We start from the raw sequence: 21,418 nt of genomic DNA on the forward strand, positions 1-21,418 counted from the left end.
GTCGCGCCCTGCCCAGCCCCGTCCCTCCACCGCCGTCCGCCCGAAGTCCGGGTGGGCGGCGGTGGCTGTTGACGCGTGCGCTACATTTTGCCGGTCCTTGACCACCGATCCCCCGTGATCGCGATCTTTCGGAGCCGGCACCCCATGAGCGACATCGTCAACGGCCTCGGCCGGGCCGGCGCCTACGGCGCCCTGGGCGTGGTCCTGTTGATCCTCGGCATCGTCCTGGTGGACCTGCTGACCCCGGGGAAGCTCGGGCGCCAGATCTGGGAGGACCGCAACCGCAACGCCTCGATCCTGCTGAGCTCGGCCCTCCTCGGCATCGGCGGGATCGTCTTCACGTCGATCTGGACGACGTACGACGACTTCGGCAAGGGGCTCCTGTCCACCGCCGCGTTCGGTCTCCTCGGCCTGGTGATGATGGCGGTGGCCTTCCTGGTCCTGGACCTGGTCACGCCGGGGAAGCTGGGCGCCACCCTCGTCGACCCCCAGCCGCACCCGGCGGTCTGGGTGACGGCCTCCTGCAACATCGCGGTCTCCGCGATCGTGTCCGCCTCGATCGCCTGACCTCGGGAGCCGGAGCCCGATCCGGCCCTGCCTGATCGGCCCCATCCGGCCCTGCCCGATCGGTCCGGAACCGCCCCGGCCGATGCCGGCCGACCCCGGCCCGCATCGGGCGGTTCAGTTCGCCATCGGGCGGTTCAGTCGGCCATCGGCTCCACCTCCAGGAAACGGCGCCCGCGCGGGCCCTTGTAGAGCAGGGCCTCCCAGCCGAGCCGTGCCAGCGCGGGCACGCAGGAACCAAGTGCCGACGCCTCCTCCTGGGCGGCGCCCGAGCCCGGCGGGCCGAGCCACTCCACGACGGCCGTGCCGGGCCGCTCTCCGGCGGTGACGCGGTATCCGGTGCCGACGCGGCCGCCCGACGCGTCGACGGACGAGGGGGTGAGCCCGCCGCCCTCCAGAGCGAGGGCCACCGCGCGCACGGGCTGCCGCCGCTCCCAGTCGGCGGGCGCGGCCTTGGGGTCGCCGCCCTGCCGAGCCGTCAGCCTCCTGATCTGGAGCAGCCCGTCGAGGGCGGCGCGGATCTCGCGCGAGCGCTGCTCGGCGTCGGCCCGGGGCAGCGGCGGGCCGTCGCCCGTGGCCGCCTCGAAGACGCCGCCCCCACCGCCGCCGGCGGCGCCGTGGCCGCCCGTCACAGCAGGCGCCGGATGTCGCCGCGCACGCGGTAGAAGCCGCCGGCGGCGGGGTGCAGGGAGTCCACCACGTACCGCGCGCCGGGTTCCCTGATGGCCCGCGGGAACTGCACGTTCCACTCGGAGTCGTAACCGGCGGAGACGACCCGGACGCGGGTCCTGCCCGACTCGGTGACGCACTCCACGACGACCGAGCCGGCCGGGGCGTCGTGGACGGCGGTCACCGCGGCGACGTTCGTCGCCGGCTGGTACACCGGCAGGGCGGCGGCCAGTTTGATGTCACGCGCGACCGGGACGGTGCCGCCCTTGGCGGCCTCGATCGCGGTCTCGCTCGCGTCCACGCACACCAGCGAACCGTCGGTGGTGACGAGGTAGAGCCGCTCGTCGCGGTACTGCATGGAGAGCGCCGACCCGCCGCCGGTGCCGAGCTTCCACAGCCGGGTGCCGTCCTCGGCGAAGCAGTAGACCGAGGAGGCCGAGTCGGCGGCGAACACGAACCGGCCGCCGGGCGAGGTGGCGCAGGAGTAGACCGGGCTGTCGCAGGAGTACACCGCCTCCACGCGGCCGTCCTTCTTCGCGAGCCGCTGGACCTTCTTGCGGGACGTGCCCGCGTAGACCGCGGTGTCCTCCTGCCAGCCGAAGAGGACGCCGCCCTCGGTCGCGGTGTGCCACAGTTCGCCGCCGCCGTCCGGCGCGTGGGCGGCGACGCCCCGGGTGTCCCCGTAGTACACGGCGTCGCCGTCGGCGCGGACCATCCAGGCGTGCTCGCCGAGGCCGCCGCGCGCCCACTGGTGCTCGTCCTCGTGGTCGATGACGGTGAGCCGGCCGGAGCGGTCGGCGACGTGCAGGACGCCCTCGTGGATGTCGAGCCAGAAGATGTCGACGTCGGTGGCGATGTCGTAGGCCGCGAAGGGGAGCTTGGACGACAGGTCGTACACCTTGCCGTCGTCGCAGCCCGCGTAGATCCAGAAGTCGTCGGCGACCAGGCACTTGACGCCGTCCGGCAGGCTGAAGCGGGCCTGCACCTCGCCCGTGCGGTCGAGCGTGAACACGTCTCCCGCCTGGTTGCCGACCCAGCAGCGCTCCTCGTCGACGTGGATGCCGAAGGCCGCGGAACCGGTCCGGAAGCGCCAGAGGACGGGGGCGACGGCCCGGGCCGTGGAGGGGGCGGAGGTCACCTCGCGGCGGGTCACGGCGCGCGCGGCGCGCTGTCCCCTGACCGCGGGGGCGTATCCCTTGCGGACCTTCTCCCCTATTTTCTTCGCCGCCGCGGCCTGCGCCTTGGCGACGGTCGGGAAGGTGGAGCGCTGGGTCTGTCCGTCCGCTCCGATCCGGCCGTAACGGACCGACACCGTCAGGCCGTCGACGGTCACTTCGTAGAACTTGTGGGCACCGCCGCCGTCCTGCGACAGCTCCAGATAGGTCGTCGTCGTCATGGGGAAAACGGTAGGTCCACCCACTGACAACGGCCCGCCGTGAAGCCTTGGCCAGGGGACGAAAGCCCCCGACATTCGGCGCTTTCACCGCGACATTCCGGACATACGCCCCCGCGGCGAGGGGATGCGAAGGTCATCCGACGTGTCGTCACCTCCCCCCGGGTACGGCCGGAAGGGCCATGTCGACCGAGCGGACGAAGCGGCCCCTGCCCGTCCGCGTGCGCCGGCGGCCGGAGGGCCCACCGATGGACCACCTCTTCGGGTCGCGCCCCGCGCAGACCCCCTTCCTCCCCCGCAGTCCGCCGCCGTCTGCCGCCGTCCGCCGCTGGATGGACGTACGGCCGCGGCACCGGCGCAGCGAACGGATCGCCGTCCTCGACGCCGAGGGCTCAGCCCGTCACGCGCTCGATCCAGGCGGTGAGGTCGGCGACGACCTCGTCCCGGTTGGTCTCGTTGAGGATCTCGTGGCGGGCGCCCTCGTAGCTGCGGTACGTCAGGTCGGTGAGGCCGGCGTGGCGGTAGCGGGAGACCAGCAGGTCGGAGAGGGTGAGCCGGGCGTTGAGGGGGTCGTGGTCGCCGACGAGGACGCAGACCGGCAGCGCGGCCGGGATGCCCTCGGGTGCGGCGAGGCGGCCCGCGGCGGCGCCCATGTCGGCCATCCCCTGGCCGTCGGCGCCGAAGCCGCAGAGCGGGTCGGCGAGGTAGGCGTCGACCTGCTTCTCGTCGCGGCTGAGCCAGTCCGCGTCCGTGCGGGTGGGCGCGAAGGCCGCGTTGAACGCGTCGAAGACGCCGTCGCCCTCGTCGCCCGACTCGGCGGCCCGCCGTGCGGCGTCCGCGAGTCCGGCGAGGAGGCCGTCGAGGGCCGTGGTGCCGGAGAGCGCGACGCCGTCGACGAGGGCGGCGTGGTCGAGCAGGTACTGCTGGGCGGCGAAGGAGCCCATGCTGTGGCCGACGAGGACCACGGGGAGCCCGGGGTGGCGGTCGCGGGCGATCCGGGTGAGTTCGGCGACGTCCTCGACGAGGAGGTTCCAGCCGTTCTCGCCGAAGTGGCCGGGGCCCGCGTGCATGGACAGGCCGTGGCCGCGGTGGTCGCCGGCGTACACGGCGAAGCCGAGCCCGGCCAGGTGCCCGGCGAGCGGGGCGTAGCGGGCGGCGTGTTCGCCCATGCCGTGCGCGATCTGGACGACGCCGCGCGCCTCCCCTTCGGGGAGCCACGTGTGGACGTGGATGACGACGCCGTCCCGGGAGGTGAAGGTGAACATGGCGGCTCCTGACTCCTGTATGCCGGCTGCCACCACCGGGCCCGCGGTCGCGGCCCGGTGGCTTCGCCGTCACCGTAGTGGCGTTCGGCATTGCCGAACACGGTCGGGGTGGAGTGATCCATGTCTCAGCCGGCGGAAGGCCCCGCCACGGTGGCGGAGCGGTTCTCCTTGATCGTGATGCGCCCCTTGCGGAGGGTGGCCAGGCGGGGCGACCGGCGGGCAATGGCACTGTCGTGGGTGACCATGACGAAGGTCAGGCCGTGCTCCTTCCACAGCCCTTCGAGCAGGTCGACGATCTCGTCGCGCATCGACTCGTCGAGGTTGCCGGTGGGTTCGTCCGCGAGCAGCACCTTGGGACGCTTCACGAGCGCGCGGGCGATCGCCACGCGCTGCTGCTGGCCGCCGGAGAGTTCGGAGGGCAGGTGCCCGAGGCGTTCGCCCAGGCCCACCGACTCCAGCGCCTCCGCGGCGCGGCCCCGCCGCTCGGCGGTCTTGACGCCGAGCGGGACGAGTGCGGTCTCCACGTTCTCCTGGGCGGTGAGCGTGGGGATGAGGTTGAAGCTCTGGAAGACGAAGCCGATGTTCTCGCCGCGCACGGCCGTCAGCCGGCGTTCGGAGAGTCCGGCGAGGTCGATGCCGTCGAGCAGGACCCGGCCGGAAGTGGGGCGGTCGAGGCCGCCGAGCATCTGGAGGAGCGTCGACTTGCCGCCGCCGGTGGGTCCCTGGATGACCAGCCGGTCCCCCTGCTCCAGGGTGAGGTCGATCCCGGCGAGGGCGTCGACTCTCTCCTGTCCCCGCCGGTACTGCTTGGTGACGCCGATGAGTTCGTACATGGTGCGACTCCTGTGGTGCGTGAGGGGTTCGGGCGCGTCCGGCGGATCGGGGCCGGACGCGCCCCCGGTGGTCTGCTACTCGACGCGGCGCAGCGCGTCCGCGGGGCGCAGCCGGGAGGCGCGCCAGGCGCCGAAGGCCCCCGCGACGAGACCGCCGCCGAGGGCGAGGAGGACGGCGAGGCCCACGGTGGTGACGCTCACCGGAGCGGTGAGGGCGATGTCGACGGTCCTGTCGACGGCCGTACGGGCTCCGCCGGCCGGGCCGCCGAAGACCATACCGCCGCCCCGGCCGCCGAACCCGCCGGCACTCGCGCCGAGTTCGGCGGTGAGAGTGGGGCTGACGGCGGTCACGGCGTACGCGCCGGCGAGGCCGACGGCGATGCCGAGCGCGCCGCCGATGACGCCGTTGACGAGGGCTTCGCCGACGACCTGGCGGGTGACACGGCCGCTCTTCCAGCCGAGGGCCTTGAGCGTGCCGAACTCGCGGACGCGGCGGCCGACGGCGGAGGAGGTGAGCAGGCCGGCGACCAGGACGGCGGCGAGCAGTACCGCGTACGAGAGCCACTTGCCGACGTTCGACGCCAGGCCGGCGGCGGTGTCGAGGGAGCCGGAGACCGTCTGGGCGAGGTCGGCCGAGGTGGTGACGGTGGTGCCTGCCACGTTCTTCTGGATGGCGGTCTTCACCGCGTCGATCCGTGTCGAGTCGGTCGCCTTGACGTAGATCGTGGTGATCTTCGCGGTGGAGGAGGAGAGCGTCTGCGCCTGCCTCAGGGGCAGGTAGACCTGGGCGGCGGACTGTCCGCTGTCGGCGGTCGCGATGCCGATGATCTCGAACTCGACTCCCTTGACGGTCAGTTCGCCGCCGACGGCCAGCCCTTCCTGCTGGGCGTAGGCGCTGTCGAGGACGACGGCCTTCGCGTCGGTCTCGGTGGTCTTGAACGTACGGCCCGCCGTGATGGTGGAGGTGGTGAGGGGGCCGAGGTCGGGGGCGGTGACGTCGGTGCCGTAGAGGGTGAAGGAGTTCACGTCGAAGGCCGCGCCGCCGCCGGTGACCGTGTCACCCGGCCCCGGCCCGCCGGTCCCGCCGCCGGGGCCGCCCGGCTGCGCCCGCTGCGCCTCACCGCGCTGGATCCGCCCGCGCTTGAACTCGCCGTCGATCTTCAGGTTCACGAGGCTCAGACCGCCCACCGCCCGGTCGACGCCCTGCTGCTTCGCGACGGTGGCGACGGTGGAGTCCGCCAGGGTCTGGAAGCCCTGGACCATCAGCCGGTCGCTGCTCTGCTCCTCGCCGTCCTCCTTGCCCTGGAACTCGAACCGGGGCCGCTGCGCCTGCCCGCCGCTCCCGGGCCGCTCCTGGGCCTTGGTCACCGTCAGGTCCGTACCCAGGCCGTAGAGCGACTCCAGGACCTTGCCCTGCGCCCGACTCATCCCGGACGAGACGGAGTTGACCACGATGACCAGCGCGATGCCGAGCGCGAGCCCGGAGGCGACGACGAGCGCCGCCCTTCTGCGGCGGCGCAGTTCGCGCCGGAGGTAGGTGAAGAACATGAGCGCGAAGGTAGGGGCGGCGTGTGATGACGGGATAAGGCCCGCGTGAGAGCCGGATGAGAGCGGACGGGGTCGCGCACCGGGCCGCCGGGTACGTGCGACCGCGCGCCTGTCGACCGACGGACGGGGGCAGTCGTGCGCCACCGGCGGGGCCAGGCCGGCCGGCGGGTGCGGTCGGTCGTGCGCCACCGGCGGGGGTGGGCCAGGGGGCGGGGGTCAGTCGCGCGGCGTGAGCGAGCGGGGTCGGTCGTCCACCGTCTGCGGGCGGGCCAGGAACGGGCGCGGCCAGTCGTGCGCCGCCGACGGGGCAGGCCACGTGGCGGGGGTCAGTCGCGCGGCGTGGGCGGTCGGGGTCGGTCGTGTGCCGGTGGTGCGTAGGCCAGGGGGTCGGCGAGGACGTCGTGGAGGACGAGGGCGGCGGCGCCGCGCGAGGCGTCGGTGGCGGCGGAGGCGGGGCGCAGGCGGCCGGCGTCCGGGGTCCAGAGGCCGGAGACGACGCGGTCGGCGAGTTCGTCCGCGAGGGCCGGCGCGAGCCACGCCATCAGCCGGGGGTAGATGCCGCCCAGGACCACGGCCTCGGGGTCGAGGAGGTTCACGGCGCCCGAGAGGGCGCGTCCGAGCATGCGGCCCGCGTCGGCGAGGGCCTCGAGGGCGCGCGGGTCCGCCGCTTCGGCGCGCCGCACCAGGTCCGGCACGCCGGTGGCCCCGGCCGCACCGACGAGGGCCGCCTGGCCCGCGTACTGCTCCAGGCAGCCGCGGGAGCCGCAGCGGCAGCGGGGGCCGTCGGCGTCGACGACCAGGTGTCCGATCTCGCCGGCGAACCCGTGGGCGCCGCGCAGGAGTTCGCCGTGGACGACGATCGCGCCGCCGACGCCGATCTCGCCCGTCAGGTGCAGGAAGGTGCGGAGGTCTCCGTGCGTGCCGAAGCGCAGCTCGGCGAGGGCGGCCATGTTGGCCTCGTTGTCGGAGGTGAGGGGGAGGCCCTCGGTGCCGGGGCGGAGTGCGGCGAGGGCCTCGCCGAAGAGACGTTCGGCGTCGACCTCGTTCCACCCGAGGTTGGGGGCCTGGCGGACGGTGCCGCCGGTGACGAGTCCGGGCAGCGCGAGTCCGGCGCCCGCCGGGACGAGCCGCAGTCCGGCGGCGGCGTCGAGCGCCTGGGCGGCGATCCGGGCGGCTCGGGTGAGGACGTCAGGGGCGGCGGCGCGGTTGTCGAGGCGCTCGGTGCGGCGGACGCGGTCGGCCCCGGTCAGGTCGACGACGCAGACGGTGACGTAGTCGACGTTGATCTCGACGCCGAGCCCGGCGGATCCCGTGTCCGCCGGCTTCAGCACGGTGCCGGGCCTGCCCGCCTGCCCGCTGAACGTCTTGCCCGACTCGACGAGGAAGCCCAGGTCCAGGAGTTGTTCGACGAGGGACGAGACGGCGGGGCGGGTGAGCCCGACGCGGGCCGCGACGGCCGCGCGGGTCGTCTCGCCGGCCTCGTGGACGGTCCGCAGGACGAGGCTCAGGTTGTGCCGGCGCACTCCCGACTTGTCGGCCTTGGGTTCCGTGGGCTGGTTCATGGTGAGCGAGAGCCTAGTCGTCCCTTTCGCTCTCGCGAAAACGGTTCGGTCACCGAACTGTCGTGGGCTAGGCTCCGGCCATGACGCTTCCGCGTGACTACCGCGGGCAGGCCTGTGCCCTCGCCCGCTCGATGGAGATCGTCGGCGAGCGCTGGACCCTGCTGATCCTGCGTGACGCCTTCTACGGGGTCCGCCGGTTCGGGGAGTTCGCCGCGCACCTGGCCGTGCCCAGGGCCGTCCTCGCCGACCGGCTCGGCACGCTCACCGAGGCGGGCGTCATGGAGCGCCGGGCCGAGCCGGGCACCGGCCGCCGCGAGGTCTACGGGCTGACGCCCAAGGGCGTCGCCCTCTGGCCGGCCGTCCGCGCGCTCACCGCCTGGGGCGAGGAGTTCTACGCGGCGGACGGCGGGCCGCGCCGCGTCTTCCGGCACACCGCCGACGAGGCCCCGCTGGCGCCCGACGGCCGCTGCACCGGCTGCGGCGACAGCGTCCCGGTCGCGGACGTCCTGGTCACCCCCGGCCCCGGGCTCGCCCCGCCGGGCCCGGACGCCGACCCCGTCACGGCGGCGCTCGCCCGCCCGCACCGGTTGCTGCACCCCCTGATCACCACCACCGCGTCCCCCGGGCGCCCCACGAGAGGTCCACAGTCATGAAGATCCTGGTCGTCGGCGCCGGTGCCACCGGTGGCTACTTCGGCGCCTTCCTCGCCCGCGCCGGACAGGACGTCACCTTCCTCGTCCGCCCGGCCCGCGCGGCCGCGCTCCGCACACGCGGACTGCGGGTCGTGGGGCGCGAGGAGGAGTGGACGCTGACGCCCCGTCTGGTCACCGCCGACGAGGTGGACGGCCCGTACGACCTCGTCCTGCTCTCGGTGAAGTCCACCGGGCTCGGCCGGGCGATCGAGGACGTCGCCCCCGCCGTCGGGCCGGACACGGCCGTCGTGCCCCTCCTCAACGGACTCGCCCACATCGACGCCCTCAACGCCCGCTTCGGCACGTCGGCCGTCCTCGGCGGTGTCGCCAAGGTCGTCACGACCCTCGACGGCGACGGTGACATCCGGCGCCTCGCCCCGCTCGCCCACCTCGCCTTCGGCGAGCAGGACGGCACCGTCTCCCCCCGCGTCGAGAAGATCCGGGCCGTTCTCGACGAAGCCGGGATCGACGCGCCGGTGCCGGAGCGGATCATCACGGCGATGTGGCACAAGTGGGTGTTCATCACGACCTTCGGCGCCGTCACGAGCCTGATGCGCGGCACGGTCGGCGAGGTGTACGACGCGCCGGGCGGCCCCGCCCTCGGACCCGCGGTCCTGGACGAGACCGCCGCGGTCGCCGCCGCGGCCGGGCACCCCGTGCCGGAGGCCGAGCGCGCGGCCACCCTCGCCGTGGTCTCCGCCTCCGGTTCGCCGCTGGTCCCGTCGCTCTACCGCGACCTCGCCGCCGGCCGGCCCACCGAGGTCGAGCACCTCTTCGGCGACCTCACCGACCGGGCGCGCGCCCTCGGCGTCGCGACCCCCCTGCTCGACCTGGCGACTCTGCACCTGCGCGTCCACGAGCGGCGGATCGCGAACGGGGCCTGAGCGCCCCGGGCTCCTTCAGGTGATCGACAGCGGTGCGCCCGGGGCGAGTTCGGCCGCGATGCGCTGGGCGACGACCTCGGCGGTGTTGCCGTCGGGGGTCGTCGGCGTCTTCGTCGTCGAGACCGCGATGGCGAGGCGCTTCGACGGCAGGTACGCCTGGATCGCCGCGTAGCCCGAGAACGACGGGTTCTGGAGGACCCAGCCGTTCACGACGATGACCCCGAGGCCGAAGTGCTTGGCGGGGGTCTGCTTCAGGCAGATCGACGCCGGGCAGGTGGGGCTCTGGCCGCCGAGGCCGACCGTGCCCGGGTTCAGCAGGGTGCGGTAGGCGCGGGGGGAGAGGAGTTCGCCGCTGCCGATGCCCTCGGCGGAGCGGGCGAGGTCGCAGATGTGGGTGGTGATGACGGCGCCCGGCGCGGTGGTCCACGACGGGTTCCAGAAGGTGGACTCCTCGTAGAACCCCCGGTCGGAGGTGAAGGCGTGCAGGACCGGGCGCGGGATCTCGGGCGTGAAGCTGTTCCGGGTGTCGTGCAGCCCGAGCGGGCCGGTGACCCGCTCCTTGACGAACTCCTCGATGGGAACGCCGGTGATCTTCTCCAGGGCGGCGACCAGGAGCAGGTAGTTCGCGTGGGAGTAGCTCCAGCTGGTGCCCGGCTCGTACCAGAAGGAGTGCCGCAGCGGGTACGCGAGCAGCTCCCGCGGGGTCCACGCGCGGAACGGGTGGGGTCCCAGCTCGGCCCCGAAGGCCGGGTCGGTCACGTAGTCGTGGAGACCGCTGGTGTTGGAGGCCAGCATCCGCAGGGTGATCTCGTCGGCCTTGGGCAGGTCGGGCAGCCAGCGCTCCACGGTGTCGTCCAGGTCGACCTTCCGCTCCTGGACCAGCCGGAGCAGGGCCGTGCCGATGTGGGCGAAGGCCACGGAGCCGGCCCGGAAGTGCATGTCCGGTTCGGCCCGTACGCCGGTCATGGACTCGCCGAGCGCGTCCGTGACGACCTCGCGGCCGTCGACCGTGACCCGCAGCTCCACGGCCTTCAGCCTCAGGTCCTTCTGCGCCTTGCGGGTGATCTCCAGGACCTTGCGCGCCTGCCCGTCGAGCGGGCGTTCGGTCCGCACGCAGTCGCGTCCGCCGTGGCCGCCCGGCCCGTCGGCGAACGCCGGTGCCGCGGCGGTGGACTGCGCCACGACGGTGAGCAGCGCGGCGCACAGGAGCGCCCTGCGCGTACCGGTACGCGCTCGTGGTCGCGTACGGGGGAAGGGTGTGCGTGTCATGGCCCGCACTATGGCCGCAGACGGGCCGCTTTCCGCCCGAACACTCCGCACGGCCGGCCGGACCCGCCCGTGTGGGGCAGCCCGGGGACGGCGTTCGGCGGTACCCGAAGCGTCCCGGCTCCCCGCTCCGGCGCGTACCCGGTCCCGGCTTCCCGCCGGTTTTCGCTACGGCCGGAAGCCGGGGTCGCGGTACGAGTCGCCCGCCGGCTTCCGCTACGGCCGGAAGCCGCGGCCGCGGTACGAGTCACCCGCCGTGGGGGGCGAGTTGTGGACGGCGGTGGTGCCGAAGGAGACGCGGTCGTGGCGGGCCTGGCGCAGGGCCTGCTGTTCGAGGAGCAGGCCCTCGGCCGTCTCCGTGCGGCGGGCGCCGCGGCGCAGCAGCACGACCGTCGACCACACCCCGGCGCCGCCGAGCACCCCGAACAGGACCAGCAGAGCGATCACAGTTCCTCCCCCGTCGTTCCCCCCCCCCCCCCCACGGTAGCCCGGGCCTCCCGTTGCCGGACCCGTACGCGGGAATCGGACGGGTCAGCTCAGCAGGGTCGGCGCGGCGGCGGTGAGGACGGCGTCGACGCGTTGCCAGGCGGCGTCGTCTCGGGTGAGCGGGGGCAGGACCTCGCCGGCGCCGGTGCCCCAGGCGGTGGCCACGGCGACGGGGTCGGTGCCGGTCGCGGCGCCGTGGGCGAGGGCGGCGGCGCCGAGGGCGACGAGTTCGTCGGCGGCCGGGACCACGAGGGGGCGGCCGGAGAGCCGGCGGACGGTCTCCGTCCAGGCCCGGCCGCGCGCCCCGCCGCCGACGAGGCACAGCGGGCGGTCCCGTACGGCGGGGTCGGCGGGGTCCAGGCCGCAGGCGGTGAGGAGTTCGTCGAGGACGCGGAGCACGGTGAACGCCGCGCCCTCGTAGGCGGCCCCCAGGACCGCGCGGGGGTCCGTGTCGTGCCGGAGGCCGGTGACGAGTCCGGCCGCGTGGGGCAGGTCGGGGGTGCGTTCGCCGTCGAGGTACGGCAGCACGACGACGCCCTCGCCGGGGCGCGCGTCCTCCCGGTCGAGCCCGAGCAGCGTGGCGAACCGGTCCACGGCCAGTGTGCAGTTCAGGGTGCAGCCGAGCGGGAGGTACGTGCCGTCGGTGGCGGCGAACCCGGCGAGTGCCGGATGGGCCGGGCGCGTCCTGGTCGCGGCGAAGACCGTACCGGACGTGCCGAGGCTGACGACCGGGTGGTCGAGCAGCCCCGCTCCCCCGAGTCCGAGGCCTACGGCGGCCGCCATGTTGTCACCGGTCCCGGCGGCCACCACGACGGTGCGCGGCAGACCGAGCGCCTCGGCCGCGGCCGGGGTGAGCATGCCGACACGGGTGCCGCCGGAGGGGGCGACGACGGGGAGCAGGGCGGGGTCGAGGCCGAGGAGGTCCAGGATCTCGGGGTCGTAGGCGCCGACCGCGCGCGTGTCGCCCGTGGCGCCGGTGGCGCCCGTGCCGGACGCGCCGCCGGCGCCCGCGCCTCGCCTCTCCCCGGCCGGGCCGCCCGCGCCTCCCTCGACACCGGACGCGTCACCGGCGCCCGCGCCCGCCGCTTCAGCGGACGCGCCGCCCCCACCGCCACCCGCGCCGGAGGCACCCCCCGTCCCGTACCAGCACGTCCCCGACGCGTCGCCCGGGTCGGTCACGGCGAGGCCGGTGAGGCGTTCGGTGAGGTGGTCGTGGGGGAGGCGGACGCCGGTGGCCGCGGCGGCGTGGGCGGGTTCGTGCGCACGGAGCCATTGCCACTTGGCGGCGGTCATGGAGGCGACCGGGACCGAGCCGGTGCGCGCCGCCCAGGAGCGGGGGCCGCCGAGGCGGGTGGCGAGGTCGGCGGCCTGGGGGGCGGAGCGGGTGTCGTTCCAGAGGAGGGCCGGGCGCAGGGGGCGGCCGCCGGGCCCGAGGGTGACGAGGCCGTGCTGCTGGCCGGCGACGGCGATGCCGGTGACGGAGGCGGCGGGGACGCCCGCGTCGCGTACGGCGGCGCGGACGGCCGTGACGAGGGCGGTCCACCACTGCTCGGGGTCGCTCTCGCGGGCGCCGCCGGTGCCGGTGACGGTGTGCGGGGCGCGGCCCAGGGCGAGGAGTTCGCCGGTGTCCGCGTCGACGGCGGCGGCCTTGGTGGACTGCGTGGAGCTGTCCACGCCGATCACGACGGAGCGGCTCGCGGGCACGCCCTCACCTCATCTCTCAGCTGGTCGGGGCTGGCGCCGGACGGCTCCGTCCCGTATTAGTTATCTCAGAAAACAAATCTGGCGGCCAGAGCGAGCACACAAGGAGAGACCATGACGGAGCCCTTCTCCCCCACCCCCGAGGACCGGTTCACCTTCGGTCTGTGGACCGTCGGCTGGCAGGGGCGCGATCCCTTCGGCGAGGCCACCCGCCCGGCCCTCGACCCGGTCGAGGCGGTCGAGCGGCTCGCCGGCCTGGGCGCGTACGGCATCACCTTCCACGACGACGACCTCATCCCCTTCGGCGCCACGGAGACCGAGCGCGACACGGCCGTCAAGCGCTTCCGGGCCGCCCTGGACCGCACCGGGCTCGCGGTGCCGATGGCGACCACCAACCTCTTCACCCACCCCGTCTTCAAGGACGGCGCCTTCACCGCCAACGACCGGGACGTGCGCCGCTTCGCGCTCCGCAAGACCCTGCGGAACATCGACCTGGCCGTCGAGCTCGGCGCCACGGTCTACGTGGCGTGGGGCGGCCGGGAGGGTGCCGAGTCCGGCGCGGCGAAGGACGTCCGGGTCGCGCTCGACCGGATGAAGGAGGCCTTCGACCTGCTCGGCCAGTACGTCACCGAGCAGGGCTACGACCTGCGGTTCGCGATCGAGCCCAAGCCCAACGAGCCGCGCGGCGACATCCTGCTCCCCACCGTCGGACACGCGCTCGCCTTCATCGAGCGGCTGGAGCGCCCCGACCTGGTCGGCGTGAACCCGGAGACCGGTCACGAGCAGATGGCGGGCCTCAACTTCCCGCACGGCATCGCGCAGGCGCTGTGGGCGGGCAAGCTCTTCCACATCGACCTCAACGGCCAGTCGGGCATCAAGTACGACCAGGACTTCCGTTTCGGGGCGGGCGATCTGCGCCAGGCGTTCTGGCTGGTCGACCTGCTGGAGACGGCCGGCTACGAGGGCCCGCGCCACTTCGACTTCAAGCCGGTGCGCACGGACGGCTTCGACGGGGTGTGGGAGTCCGCGCGCAACTGCATGCGGAACTACCTGATCCTCAAGGAGCGCGCGGCCGCCTTCCGCGCCGACCCCGACGTCGTCGCGGCGCTCGCCGCGTCCCGGCTGCCCGAACTCTCCGTCCCGACGGCCGCCGACGGCCTCGCGGCGCTGCTCGCCGACCCCACCGCCTACGAGACCTTCGACCCCGACGCGGCCGCGGCCCGCTCGATGGCCTTCGAACACCTCGACCAGCTGGCCTTGGAGCACCTGCTGGGCGTGCGCTGAGCCGCACCGGCGTCGCTCCGGCCCTCGCGCGGCGACCCGCCCGGGGGCGGGCCGGCCCCGGGGATCAGGGGTCGGCCGTCCGTGCGCCTCGCCCGGCCGGCCATGGCCGCGTGCGTCGGCGTCGCCCCGCCGACCGGCCCCCGGGCTCCGTGCGGGGCCCGGGGGTCAGCGGCCGGTCAGGGTCGAGCGGCGGACGACCAGTTCCGGTTGGAGGACGACGTGCTCGTGCCGGTGGTCGGAGGCGTGGTCGCCGGTCTCCTCCAGGAGGAGTTCGGCGGCCTTGGCGCCGAGGGTGAGGGCGGGCTGGCGTACGGAGGTGAGGGGGACGGTCGCGGCGGCGGCGAACTCGATGTCGTCGTAGCCGACGATGGCCATGTCCTCGGGGACCCGGACGTTCGCCGCGTACAGCGCCTGGAGGACGCCGAGGGCCAGCAGGTCGTTGGCGCAGAAGACGGCGGTGGGGCGGGTGGGCAGGCCGAGCAGGCGTGAGCCGGCGTCGCGCCCGGAGGCGACGTCGAGGCGCTCGGCGGGGAGTTCCTGGAGCGCGGAGGCGGGCAGTCCGGCCTCGGCGAGGGCGAGGAGGGCGCCCTCGCGCCGGTCGCGGACCTGCTGGAGGTGGGAGGGGCCGCTGACGTAGGCGAAGGAGCGGTGGCCGGTCGCGGTGAGGTGGCGGATCGCGAGGGAGCCGCCGACGACGTCGTCGACGGAGACGGAACAGCCGGCGTCCTCGCCCGCCACGCGGTCGACGAGCACGGACGGGATGCCGTGGCGGCGGAAGTCGCGCAGGTTCGCGCCGCTGGGGTCGGCGGGGGTGATGAGGACGCCCCGGACGCGCTGCTCGGCGAAGAGGGAGAGGTAGTCGGCCTCGTCGCCGGCGTTCTGGTCGCTGTTGCAGACCATGACGCCGAGTCCGGCCGCGCGCGCGGTGCGTTCGGCGCCGCGGGCGATGTCGACGAAGAAGGGGTTGCCCATGTCGAGGACGAGGAGCGCCATGATGCGGCTGCGGCCGGCCCGCAGCTGGCGGGCGGACTCGCTGCGCACGTAGCCGAGGCGGGCGATGACGGCACGCACGTGCTGGAGCGTCGCGGGCGAGACCCGGTCGGGCTGGTTGATCACGTTGGAGACGGTGCCGACGGAGACCCCGGCCTCGCGCGCCACGTCCTTGATGCCGACGCTCCCGGCGCCCCCGGCGGAGCCGCCCTTCCCGATCGTCCGCGCGGTGTCCGTCATCCGTCCCACCTGGTCCGTCCCGCCTCTGCCGCCCTGTCGTCCGTACGAGGCACGGCCCCGTCTTTCATCCTATGCGGCCGCGCCGTCCGGCCCGTCACGCCAGGTGGAAGACCTCGGTCAGCGGGCGCATCGCGGCGTCGGGCGCGCGTCCGTCGAGCTCCTCGAAGAAGTCCGCCATCTCGGCCTGCCACCGGGCGTTGACGTCGGTGGCGTCCATGGCGGCGCGCGCCCGCTCGAAGTCCGGGGTCTCCAGGTAGCCGACGAGGAGTCCGTCCTCGCGCAGGAAGAGGGAGTAGTTGTGCCAGCCGGCGCCGGAGAGCGCCGTGAGCATGTCGTCCCAGACGCGGGCGTGGCGGGCGCGGTACTCGTCCACCCGCTCGGCCCTGACCTTCAGCAGGAAGCAGACCCGCTGCACGTTCGCCCTCCACCCGTCGACTGAAATGTTTCATTTCTGTGGGGTCAGGACGCTAGGGCTTGATCGCTCGCACGGTCAAGAGTCTTGACGGCATCACCCGTGGTGGCTAGCTTCCCCTGTGTACTGAATCGATTCACTCCAAGGCTCCGAGGTGGACCTGCCCGACATCGCTGCCGTGAAGACCGCACTCGCCGCCCGGCGGACCGAAACGCCCTCGTGGGGCTACGGCAGCTCCGGGACCCGGTTCAAGGTGTTCGCCCAGCAGGGGGTCCCCGCCACCCGTACGAGAAGCTCGACGACGCGGCGCAGGTCCACGCCTGCACCGGCGTCGCGCCGAAGGTGTCGCTGCACACCCCGCGGGACGGGGTCGACGACTACGCCGCCCTGATGTGGGTCAAGGGCTCCGGCGGCGAACTGGGCACACTCACCGAGGGCGGGCTCGCGGTACTCCGCCTCGACCGGCTGCGCGCCCTCGCCGACGTCCACCCGGGCGCCGAGCGCGAGGACGAGATGGTCGCGGCCTTCGGCCCCTGCCTGTACGGCAGGGGTGGCGCGGCCCCGTCCGTCGACACCGCCATGCACGGCCTGGTCGACGCGGACCACGTCGACCACCTCCGCCCGGACGCGGGGATCGCGCTCGCCTGCGCGGCCGACGGCGAGAAGCCGACCGCCGAATGCCTCGGCGACACGGTGGTGGTGGGGGTGCCGTGGCGCCGCCCCGGCTTCCAGCCGGGCCTGGACATCGCGGCTGTGAAGGACGCCCACCCGCGGGCGATCGGCTGCGTCCTCGGCGGTCACGGCATCACGGTCCGGGGCGCGACCTCGCAGGAGTGCGAGCGGCACGCGCTGCTCGTCGTCCGGACTCGACGCCGCCGACGCCGTGGTGACGGGCTGCGCGCCGGCGATCGCGGAGACCGGCACGATCGTGCTCGACGGTGGCCCGGGGCAGGGGCGGCGGGCGCTCACCCTCGTGCCCGATCTGCACGTGTGTGGTGCGGGCCCCGGAGCAGGCGGTGACGTCGGTGGCGCGGGCGTTGCCGCGGCTCGACCCGGCGCGTCCTCTGACGTGGATCTCCGGGCCCTCGGCGACGAGTGACATCGAGCTCGACCGGGTGGAGGGGGTGCACGGGCCCCGGACACCCGAGGTGATCCTGGTCGGCGAGGGGTGACGGCGAGCGGCCGGGCGCCCGGAAGGAGCCCGGCCGTCGGCCGCGGGAGTGCCCTGGGGGTGTCCCGCCGATCGTGCCGGGGCCCGGTCGGCGAGACGCCCCCTACGCCGATTCGCGGCGGACGAGTTCGGTGGGCAGGATGACCGCCGCCGGGTCCTCGCCCGCTATCCGGGCGAGCAGGGTGCGGACCATCTCGGTGCTGATCCGGTCCCAGGGCTGGCGGATGGTGGTGAGCGGGGGCCGGGAGGAGACCGCGGCCGGGGAGTCGTCGAAGCCGCCGACGGCGATGTCCTCGGGGACCCGGCGGCCCGCGCGGGCGAACGCGTCGAGGACGCCCTGGGCCATCAGGTCGGAGGCGACGAAGACGGCGTCGATGTCCGGGGCGCGCTCCAGGAGGACGCCGGCCGCGTCCTCGCCGCTGGCGCGGCTGTAGTCGCCGGTGGCGACGAGCAGCTCGTCGACGGGCAGCCCGCATTCGGTCAGCGTCTCGCGGTAGCCGGCGAGGCGCTCGACGCCGCCGGGGGTGTCGAGCGGGCCGGTGACGGTGGCGATCCGGCGCCGCCCGGTCGCGTACAGGTGGCGGACCATGTCGCGGGCGCCGTCGCGGTCGTCGGCGGCGACGTAGCCGATCTTGGCGGTCTGGCCGAGCGGCTTGCCGCAGGCGACGACGGGGACGCCGGCCTCGTGCAGCCGGGCCACCACGGGGTCGCCGGAGTGGCTGGAGACGAGGAGGACGCCGTCGACGTGACCGGCCTCGATGTAGCGGAGGTTGCGGCGGCGCTCGTCCTCGGTGCCCGCGATCATCAGGAGCAGGGGGATGTCCTGGGCGGCGAGCGCCTGGGTGCAGGCCCTCAGGAGGACGTTGAAGTTGGGGTCCTCGAAGAAGCGCTCCTGGGGCTCGGTGAGGAGGAAGGCCACCGAGTCCGACTTGCCGGTGATCAGCGAGCGGGCGTGCCGGTTGACGACGTATCCCGTTCTTCGGATCGCGGCGTCGACGGCCGCCTTGGCGGTCGGGCTGACGTAGTGGCCGCCGTTGAGGACACGGGAGACGGTGCCGCGCGAGACCCCGGCCTCGCGGGCCACGTCGTGGATGGTCGCCGGACGGCGCCTGCCCGCTGCTGTGCTCATGCTGTGTGTTTCCCCTCGATCCCCTGTGGTCAGGACTTTACGGCGCCGGAGAGCAGATCGAGGCTCCAGAAGCGCTGGATGACGAGGAACAGGGCGATGAGCGGGAGGACGGCGAGGAGGGCTCCGGTGATGACGAGGGTGTACAGGGAGGGCTGGCTGGCGCCCTGCTTGAGGAGGGTGAAGAGGCCCACCGTCATGGGGAACTTCTCGTCGTCGCCGAGCATGATGAACGGCAGCAGGAAGTTGTTCCAGATGGCGACGAACTGGAAGAGGAAGACCGTCACCAGGCCGGGGGACATCATCGGGACGGCGATCCTGAGGAAGATCCGCCACTCTCCGGCGCCGTCCATGCGCCCGGCCTCGACGAGTTCCCTGGGGATGGCGGCCTCGGCGTAGACGCGTCCGAGGTAGACGCCGTACGGGGAGAGGATCAGCGGCAGCAGGACCGACGCGTAGCTGTCGGTGAGGTCGGCCTCGGCCATGAGCAGGTACTGCGGGATGGCGAGGATGACGGGCGGCATGAGGACGCCGGTGAGGATCACGTTGAAGAACGCCTCGCGGCCGCGGAAGCGGTACGTGGCGAAGGCGTAGCCGGCGAACGCGGAGACGACGGTGGAGAGGACGGCGCCGAGGCCCGCGTAGAGGACGGAGTTGGCCATCCAGCGCCAGTAGATGCCCTCGCGGTAGGCGTCGAGGTCGGCGAGGTTGTCGGCGAAGCCGTCGCCGGGCAGGAACGTGAAGGTGGAGAAGAGGTCCTGGCCCGACTTGGTGGCGGCGACGACGACCCAGGCGACGGGCAGGAGGCAGTACGACGCGCCGAGGACGAGGGCGGCCGTGGGGAGCAGGGCGGTACGGCGGGTGCGGGGCGGGCCCTGGGAGGTGCCGGGGGTGGTGCCGGCGGCGGGTGCCGTCGCGCGGCGGGGCGGGGAGGCGAGCCCGGTCATCGGCCTGCTCCTTGTGTGGTGCGGCGGTTGGACGCCCTCAGGAGGGCGAAGGAGAGCGCGAACGTGGCGAGGGCGAGCACGACGGCGGTGGCGGAGGCGGCATGGATGTTCCCGCCGGTGAAGGCGTCGCTGTAGACCTTCATCAGCGGACTCCAGTCGGAGGGGATGCCGTTGGTGAGCGGCTTGAGCGTCATGGGCTCGTTGAAGACCTGGAGCGTCGCGATGATCGAGAAGAAGAAGGTGAGCACCAGGGAGGGCGCCACCATCGGGATCTTGACGCGGAGCGCGATCTGGAGCTCCGAGCAGCCGTCGAGCTTGGCCGCCTCGTACACCTCGGCGGGCAGGGAGCGCAGTGCGGTGTAGATGACGATCATGTTGAAGCCGGTGCCGCCCCAGACCGCGATGTTCGACATCGCGAGGTAGAGCGCTCCGCCGTCCATGAGGTCGGGCTGCGGGAGGCCGAGGGCGTCGAGGAGGTAGAGGAAGGGGCTGACGTCGGGAAGGTAGAGGAAGCCCCAGAGGAGGGCCGCGATGACGCCGGGGACGGCGTACGGCAGGAAGATCGCGAGGCGGGCGAAGGAGCGGGCCCGGACGCGCTCGGAGTCGAGCAGGAGCGCGAAGAACAGGGCGAGGCCGAGCATGACCGGGACGACGACGGCGCCGTAGCCCAGGACGCGCAGGGCGCTGTGGAGGAACGAGGAGTCGCTGAGGGCGGAGGTGTAGTTCTCCAGGCCGGCCCAGACCTCGTTCCTGGCGCCCTTGCCGAGGCCGAGGCCCTTGATCTCGACCTTGTGGAAGCTGAGCCAGACGGCGTAGCCGATGGGCAGTGCGAAGAAGAGGGCGAAGAGGACGGCGGCGGGGAGGAGGAAGCCGTACGGGGCCGCCTTGACCCCGTACGACCGGCGCGCGCCCTGGGAGGGCTGCGTCACCGGGCGACCTCGAAGCCCTGCTTCTTCAGGTCGGCGACGGTGGCGCCCTGAACGGCCGTCAGGGCGGTGTCGAATCCGGACTTGGCCTTGGCGGCCTTGCCGAACTCGTCCTTGAAGGCGGTGTAGGCGACGTTGACGTTGGGTCCCCAGGCGCCCGGCGCGGTGGTCTTCGCGATCTCGGCGGCGCGGGTGTAGAAGTCGGGCTGGTTGGCGAAGTAGTCGGGGGCCTTGGCGAGGGCGCCGCTGGTCTGGGCCGCGGTGGCGGCCGGGTATATGCCGGTCTCCTTGACGAGGGCGGCGAGGGCCTTCGGGTCGGTGTTCAGCCAGACGGCGAACTTCGCGGCGGCCGCCTTGTGCCGGGAGTCGGAGGTGACGGCGGTGGAGGAGCCGCCCCAGCTGCCGGTGGCGTTCTCGCCCTTGGTCCACTGCGGGAGCGGGGCCATGGCCCACTTGCCCTTGCCGTCGGGGGCGGCGGTGGTCAGGGTGCCGGGGGCCCAGACGGCGCTGACCCAGGCGAGCTGCTCGCCGGTGTTCATGGCCTTGTTCCAGGCGGGGGTGTACATCGGCTGGTTGTCGATGGCGCCCTCGGCGACCAGGCCGCCCCAGAAGTCGGTGACCTTCCGGGTGGCGGCGTCGTCGATGCCGACCTTCCAGGTGTCGCCCTCGAAGCTCCACCACTTGGCGCCGGCCTGCTGGGAGAGGCCGGCGAAGAGGCCGGAGTCGTTGGCGGAGAAGGTGGTCAGGGACTTGCCCGGGGCCTTCTTCTTCAGGGTGCGGGCGGTGGCGGCGAACTCGTCCCAGGTGGTGGGAACGGTGAGTCCGTACTGCTTGAAGAGGTCCTCCCGGTAGAAGAACATCAGCGGGCCGGAGTCCTGGGGCAGGGCGTACACGGCCTCGCCGCCGAAGGTGGTCTGCTGCCAGATGCCCGGGGCGAAGGAGTCCTTGACGCCGGGGACCTCGGAGGCGATGTCGGCGAGGGAGTCGTTGCTGACCAGGGTCGGCAGGGCCTGGTACTCGGCCTGGACCAGGTCCGGGCCCTTGTGCGCCTTCGTCGCGGTGATGATCTTGGTGACCAGGTCGTCCCCGGAGGCCTGCTTCTGCACCGTGACCCGGATGTCGGGGTGTTCGGCGTTCCAGAGGGCCGCGACCTTGTCCATGCCGGGCGCCCAGGCCCAGTAGGTGAGCGAGACCGGGCCGGACTCGGCGCCGGCCTTGTCGCCGGAGTCGGCGGACCCGCAGGCGGTGAGCGCGGTGGCGCCGAGGAGGACGGCGGTGGCGGCGGCGAGACCGCGACGCGTGATGTGAGGCATGGGGTGCTTCTCCCTGACCGAAAAGGGGCCTCTCCCTCCAGCGGGGAGGCCGGTCATGCATCTGTGAGCGTTCACAGTAGAGAAACGTTCCAGACACTTGTCAATGGTTGTTCCTGTGCGGTTATGTTGCGTTGCCACATCGAGAT

General features: G+C 73.6%; 19 protein-coding genes and 2 pseudogenes. 6 read left to right on the plus strand and 15 right to left on the minus strand.

Annotated features, from left to right (window positions below; translation table 11 throughout):
- Window positions 1-144: 144 nt before the first annotated feature.
- On the plus strand, window positions 145-567 hold the full coding sequence (locus tag AC067A_RS34175; RefSeq protein ID WP_479247068.1) for a DUF350 domain-containing protein: 423 nt from the start codon (window positions 145-147) through the stop codon (window positions 565-567).
- A 134-nt stretch (window positions 568-701) separates the two neighbouring features.
- Here the strand turns inward: AC067A_RS34175 and AC067A_RS34180 are convergent, their stop codons facing one another.
- From AC067A_RS34180 to AC067A_RS34205, 6 genes are all read right to left on the minus strand, one after another.
- Window positions 702-1,196 (minus strand): hypothetical protein, encoded by a 495-nt coding sequence (locus AC067A_RS34180; protein WP_479247070.1) that lies wholly within the window; start codon window positions 1,194-1,196, stop codon window positions 702-704.
- On the minus strand, window positions 1,193-2,629 hold the full coding sequence (locus AC067A_RS34185) for a WGR domain-containing protein (RefSeq protein ID WP_479247072.1): 1,437 nt from the start codon (window positions 2,627-2,629) through the stop codon (window positions 1,193-1,195). The genes AC067A_RS34180 and AC067A_RS34185 overlap by 4 nt, the downstream gene beginning before the upstream one ends.
- A 389-nt stretch (window positions 2,630-3,018) precedes the next feature.
- Complete coding sequence (locus AC067A_RS34190; RefSeq protein WP_479247074.1) at window positions 3,019-3,891, minus strand: alpha/beta fold hydrolase; 873 nt, start codon at window positions 3,889-3,891, stop codon at window positions 3,019-3,021.
- A 125-nt stretch (window positions 3,892-4,016) separates the two neighbouring features.
- Entirely contained in the window at window positions 4,017-4,724 is a 708-nt protein-coding gene (locus AC067A_RS34195; RefSeq protein WP_479247076.1) for an ABC transporter ATP-binding protein, read from the minus strand.
- 75 nt (window positions 4,725-4,799) lie between these two features.
- Window positions 4,800-6,272: an ABC transporter permease gene (locus tag AC067A_RS34200; protein ID WP_479247078.1), complete on the minus strand. Its 1,473-nt coding sequence runs from the start codon at window positions 6,270-6,272 to the stop codon at window positions 4,800-4,802.
- A 326-nt stretch (window positions 6,273-6,598) separates the two neighbouring features.
- A complete protein-coding gene (locus AC067A_RS34205) occupies window positions 6,599-7,834 on the minus strand; it encodes an ROK family protein (RefSeq protein ID WP_479247079.1) in 1,236 nt (411 codons plus the stop codon).
- 80 nt (window positions 7,835-7,914) lie between these two features.
- Here AC067A_RS34205 and AC067A_RS34210 point away from each other — a divergent pair, with 80 nt between their 5' ends.
- Complete coding sequence (locus tag AC067A_RS34210) at window positions 7,915-8,487, plus strand: winged helix-turn-helix transcriptional regulator (RefSeq protein ID WP_479247081.1); 573 nt, start codon at window positions 7,915-7,917, stop codon at window positions 8,485-8,487.
- Window positions 8,484-9,410: a ketopantoate reductase family protein gene (locus AC067A_RS34215; RefSeq protein WP_479247083.1), complete on the plus strand. Its 927-nt coding sequence runs from the start codon at window positions 8,484-8,486 to the stop codon at window positions 9,408-9,410. The genes AC067A_RS34210 and AC067A_RS34215 overlap by 4 nt, the downstream gene beginning before the upstream one ends.
- A gap of 15 nt (window positions 9,411-9,425) precedes the next feature.
- On the opposite strand, the gene AC067A_RS34220 is transcribed toward AC067A_RS34215, so the two are convergent.
- The 3 genes from AC067A_RS34220 to AC067A_RS34230 all read right to left on the minus strand — a co-directional run bounded on the left by AC067A_RS34220 (window position 9,426) and on the right by AC067A_RS34230 (window position 12,866).
- Window positions 9,426-10,679, minus strand: a complete 1,254-nt coding sequence (locus tag AC067A_RS34220; protein WP_479247085.1) for a serine hydrolase domain-containing protein — start codon at window positions 10,677-10,679, stop codon at window positions 9,426-9,428.
- A gap of 213 nt (window positions 10,680-10,892) precedes the next feature.
- Complete coding sequence (locus AC067A_RS34225) at window positions 10,893-11,123, minus strand: hypothetical protein (RefSeq protein ID WP_479247087.1); 231 nt, start codon at window positions 11,121-11,123, stop codon at window positions 10,893-10,895.
- Between the two features lie 84 nt (window positions 11,124-11,207).
- Window positions 11,208-12,866 carry an FGGY family carbohydrate kinase gene (locus AC067A_RS34230; RefSeq protein WP_479247089.1) on the minus strand — a complete coding sequence of 553 codons (1,659 nt, stop codon included), beginning with the start codon at window positions 12,864-12,866 and terminating at the stop codon, window positions 11,208-11,210.
- 111 nt (window positions 12,867-12,977) lie between these two features.
- Between AC067A_RS34230 and xylA the strand changes: the two genes are divergently transcribed.
- Window positions 12,978-14,147: a xylose isomerase gene (gene xylA / locus AC067A_RS34235; RefSeq protein WP_479247091.1), complete on the plus strand. Its 1,170-nt coding sequence runs from the start codon at window positions 12,978-12,980 to the stop codon at window positions 14,145-14,147.
- Window positions 14,148-14,312: 165 nt separating this feature from the next.
- On the opposite strand, the gene AC067A_RS34240 is transcribed toward xylA, so the two are convergent.
- Together AC067A_RS34240 and AC067A_RS34245 are read right to left on the minus strand one after the other, a co-directional pair.
- On the minus strand, window positions 14,313-15,377 hold the full coding sequence (locus AC067A_RS34240) for a LacI family DNA-binding transcriptional regulator (protein WP_479247092.1): 1,065 nt from the start codon (window positions 15,375-15,377) through the stop codon (window positions 14,313-14,315).
- Between the two features lie 94 nt (window positions 15,378-15,471).
- Entirely contained in the window at window positions 15,472-15,792 is a 321-nt protein-coding gene (locus AC067A_RS34245; RefSeq protein ID WP_479247094.1) for an L-rhamnose mutarotase, read from the minus strand.
- A gap of 384 nt (window positions 15,793-16,176) precedes the next feature.
- Here AC067A_RS34245 and AC067A_RS34250 point away from each other — a divergent pair.
- Window positions 16,177-16,665 (plus strand): annotated as a pseudogene (locus AC067A_RS34250) (class II aldolase/adducin family protein); the annotation flags it as partial.
- A pseudogene (locus tag AC067A_RS34255) lies at window positions 16,655-16,961 on the plus strand (LutC/YkgG family protein); the annotation flags it as partial. The pseudogenes AC067A_RS34250 and AC067A_RS34255, both read left to right, overlap by 11 nt.
- A gap of 102 nt (window positions 16,962-17,063) precedes the next feature.
- Here AC067A_RS34255 and AC067A_RS34260 read toward each other — a convergent pair.
- From AC067A_RS34260 to AC067A_RS34275, 4 genes are read right to left on the minus strand one after another with little or no spacing between them, the layout of a single operon-like run.
- Window positions 17,064-18,089: a LacI family DNA-binding transcriptional regulator gene (locus AC067A_RS34260; protein WP_479247095.1), complete on the minus strand. Its 1,026-nt coding sequence runs from the start codon at window positions 18,087-18,089 to the stop codon at window positions 17,064-17,066.
- Between the two features lie 29 nt (window positions 18,090-18,118).
- Window positions 18,119-19,033, minus strand: coding sequence for a carbohydrate ABC transporter permease (locus AC067A_RS34265; protein ID WP_479247097.1), 915 nt, complete (start codon window positions 19,031-19,033; stop codon window positions 18,119-18,121).
- The gene (locus AC067A_RS34270) at window positions 19,030-19,962 is read right to left on the minus strand and encodes a carbohydrate ABC transporter permease (RefSeq protein ID WP_479247099.1); all 933 of its coding nucleotides are present in this window, start codon (window positions 19,960-19,962) and stop codon (window positions 19,030-19,032) included. The genes AC067A_RS34265 and AC067A_RS34270 overlap by 4 nt, the downstream gene beginning before the upstream one ends.
- Window positions 19,959-21,272, minus strand: coding sequence for an ABC transporter substrate-binding protein (locus AC067A_RS34275; RefSeq protein WP_479247101.1), 1,314 nt, complete (start codon window positions 21,270-21,272; stop codon window positions 19,959-19,961). Before AC067A_RS34275 ends, AC067A_RS34270 begins: the two co-directional genes overlap by 4 nt.
- Between the last annotated feature and the right edge of the window lie 146 nt (window positions 21,273-21,418).

Source organism: Streptomyces sp. NPDC043176, assembly GCF_056436715.1.

Coding starts and splice junctions, on each gene's coding strand:
- AC067A_RS34260 (WP_479247095.1), bottom strand. CDS start 18,089: ATGAGCACAGCAGCGGGCAGGCGCCGTCCGGCGACCATCCACGACGTG.
- AC067A_RS34215 (WP_479247083.1), top strand. CDS start 8,484: ATGAAGATCCTGGTCGTCGGCGCCGGTGCCACCGGTGGCTACTTCGGC.
- AC067A_RS34220 (WP_479247085.1), bottom strand. CDS start 10,679: ATGACACGCACACCCTTCCCCCGTACGCGACCACGAGCGCGTACCGGT.
- AC067A_RS34195 (WP_479247076.1), bottom strand. CDS start 4,724: ATGTACGAACTCATCGGCGTCACCAAGCAGTACCGGCGGGGACAGGAG.
- AC067A_RS34200 (WP_479247078.1), bottom strand. CDS start 6,272: ATGTTCTTCACCTACCTCCGGCGCGAACTGCGCCGCCGCAGAAGGGCG.
- xylA (WP_479247091.1), top strand. CDS start 12,978: ATGACGGAGCCCTTCTCCCCCACCCCCGAGGACCGGTTCACCTTCGGT.
- AC067A_RS34175 (WP_479247068.1), top strand. CDS start 145: ATGAGCGACATCGTCAACGGCCTCGGCCGGGCCGGCGCCTACGGCGCC.
- AC067A_RS34185 (WP_479247072.1), bottom strand. CDS start 2,629: ATGACGACGACGACCTATCTGGAGCTGTCGCAGGACGGCGGCGGTGCC.
- AC067A_RS34275 (WP_479247101.1), bottom strand. CDS start 21,272: ATGCCTCACATCACGCGTCGCGGTCTCGCCGCCGCCACCGCCGTCCTC.
- AC067A_RS34205 (WP_479247079.1), bottom strand. CDS start 7,834: ATGAACCAGCCCACGGAACCCAAGGCCGACAAGTCGGGAGTGCGCCGG.
- AC067A_RS34240 (WP_479247092.1), bottom strand. CDS start 15,377: ATGACGGACACCGCGCGGACGATCGGGAAGGGCGGCTCCGCCGGGGGC.
- AC067A_RS34210 (WP_479247081.1), top strand. CDS start 7,915: ATGACGCTTCCGCGTGACTACCGCGGGCAGGCCTGTGCCCTCGCCCGC.
- AC067A_RS34190 (WP_479247074.1), bottom strand. CDS start 3,891: ATGTTCACCTTCACCTCCCGGGACGGCGTCGTCATCCACGTCCACACG.
- AC067A_RS34265 (WP_479247097.1), bottom strand. CDS start 19,033: ATGACCGGGCTCGCCTCCCCGCCCCGCCGCGCGACGGCACCCGCCGCC.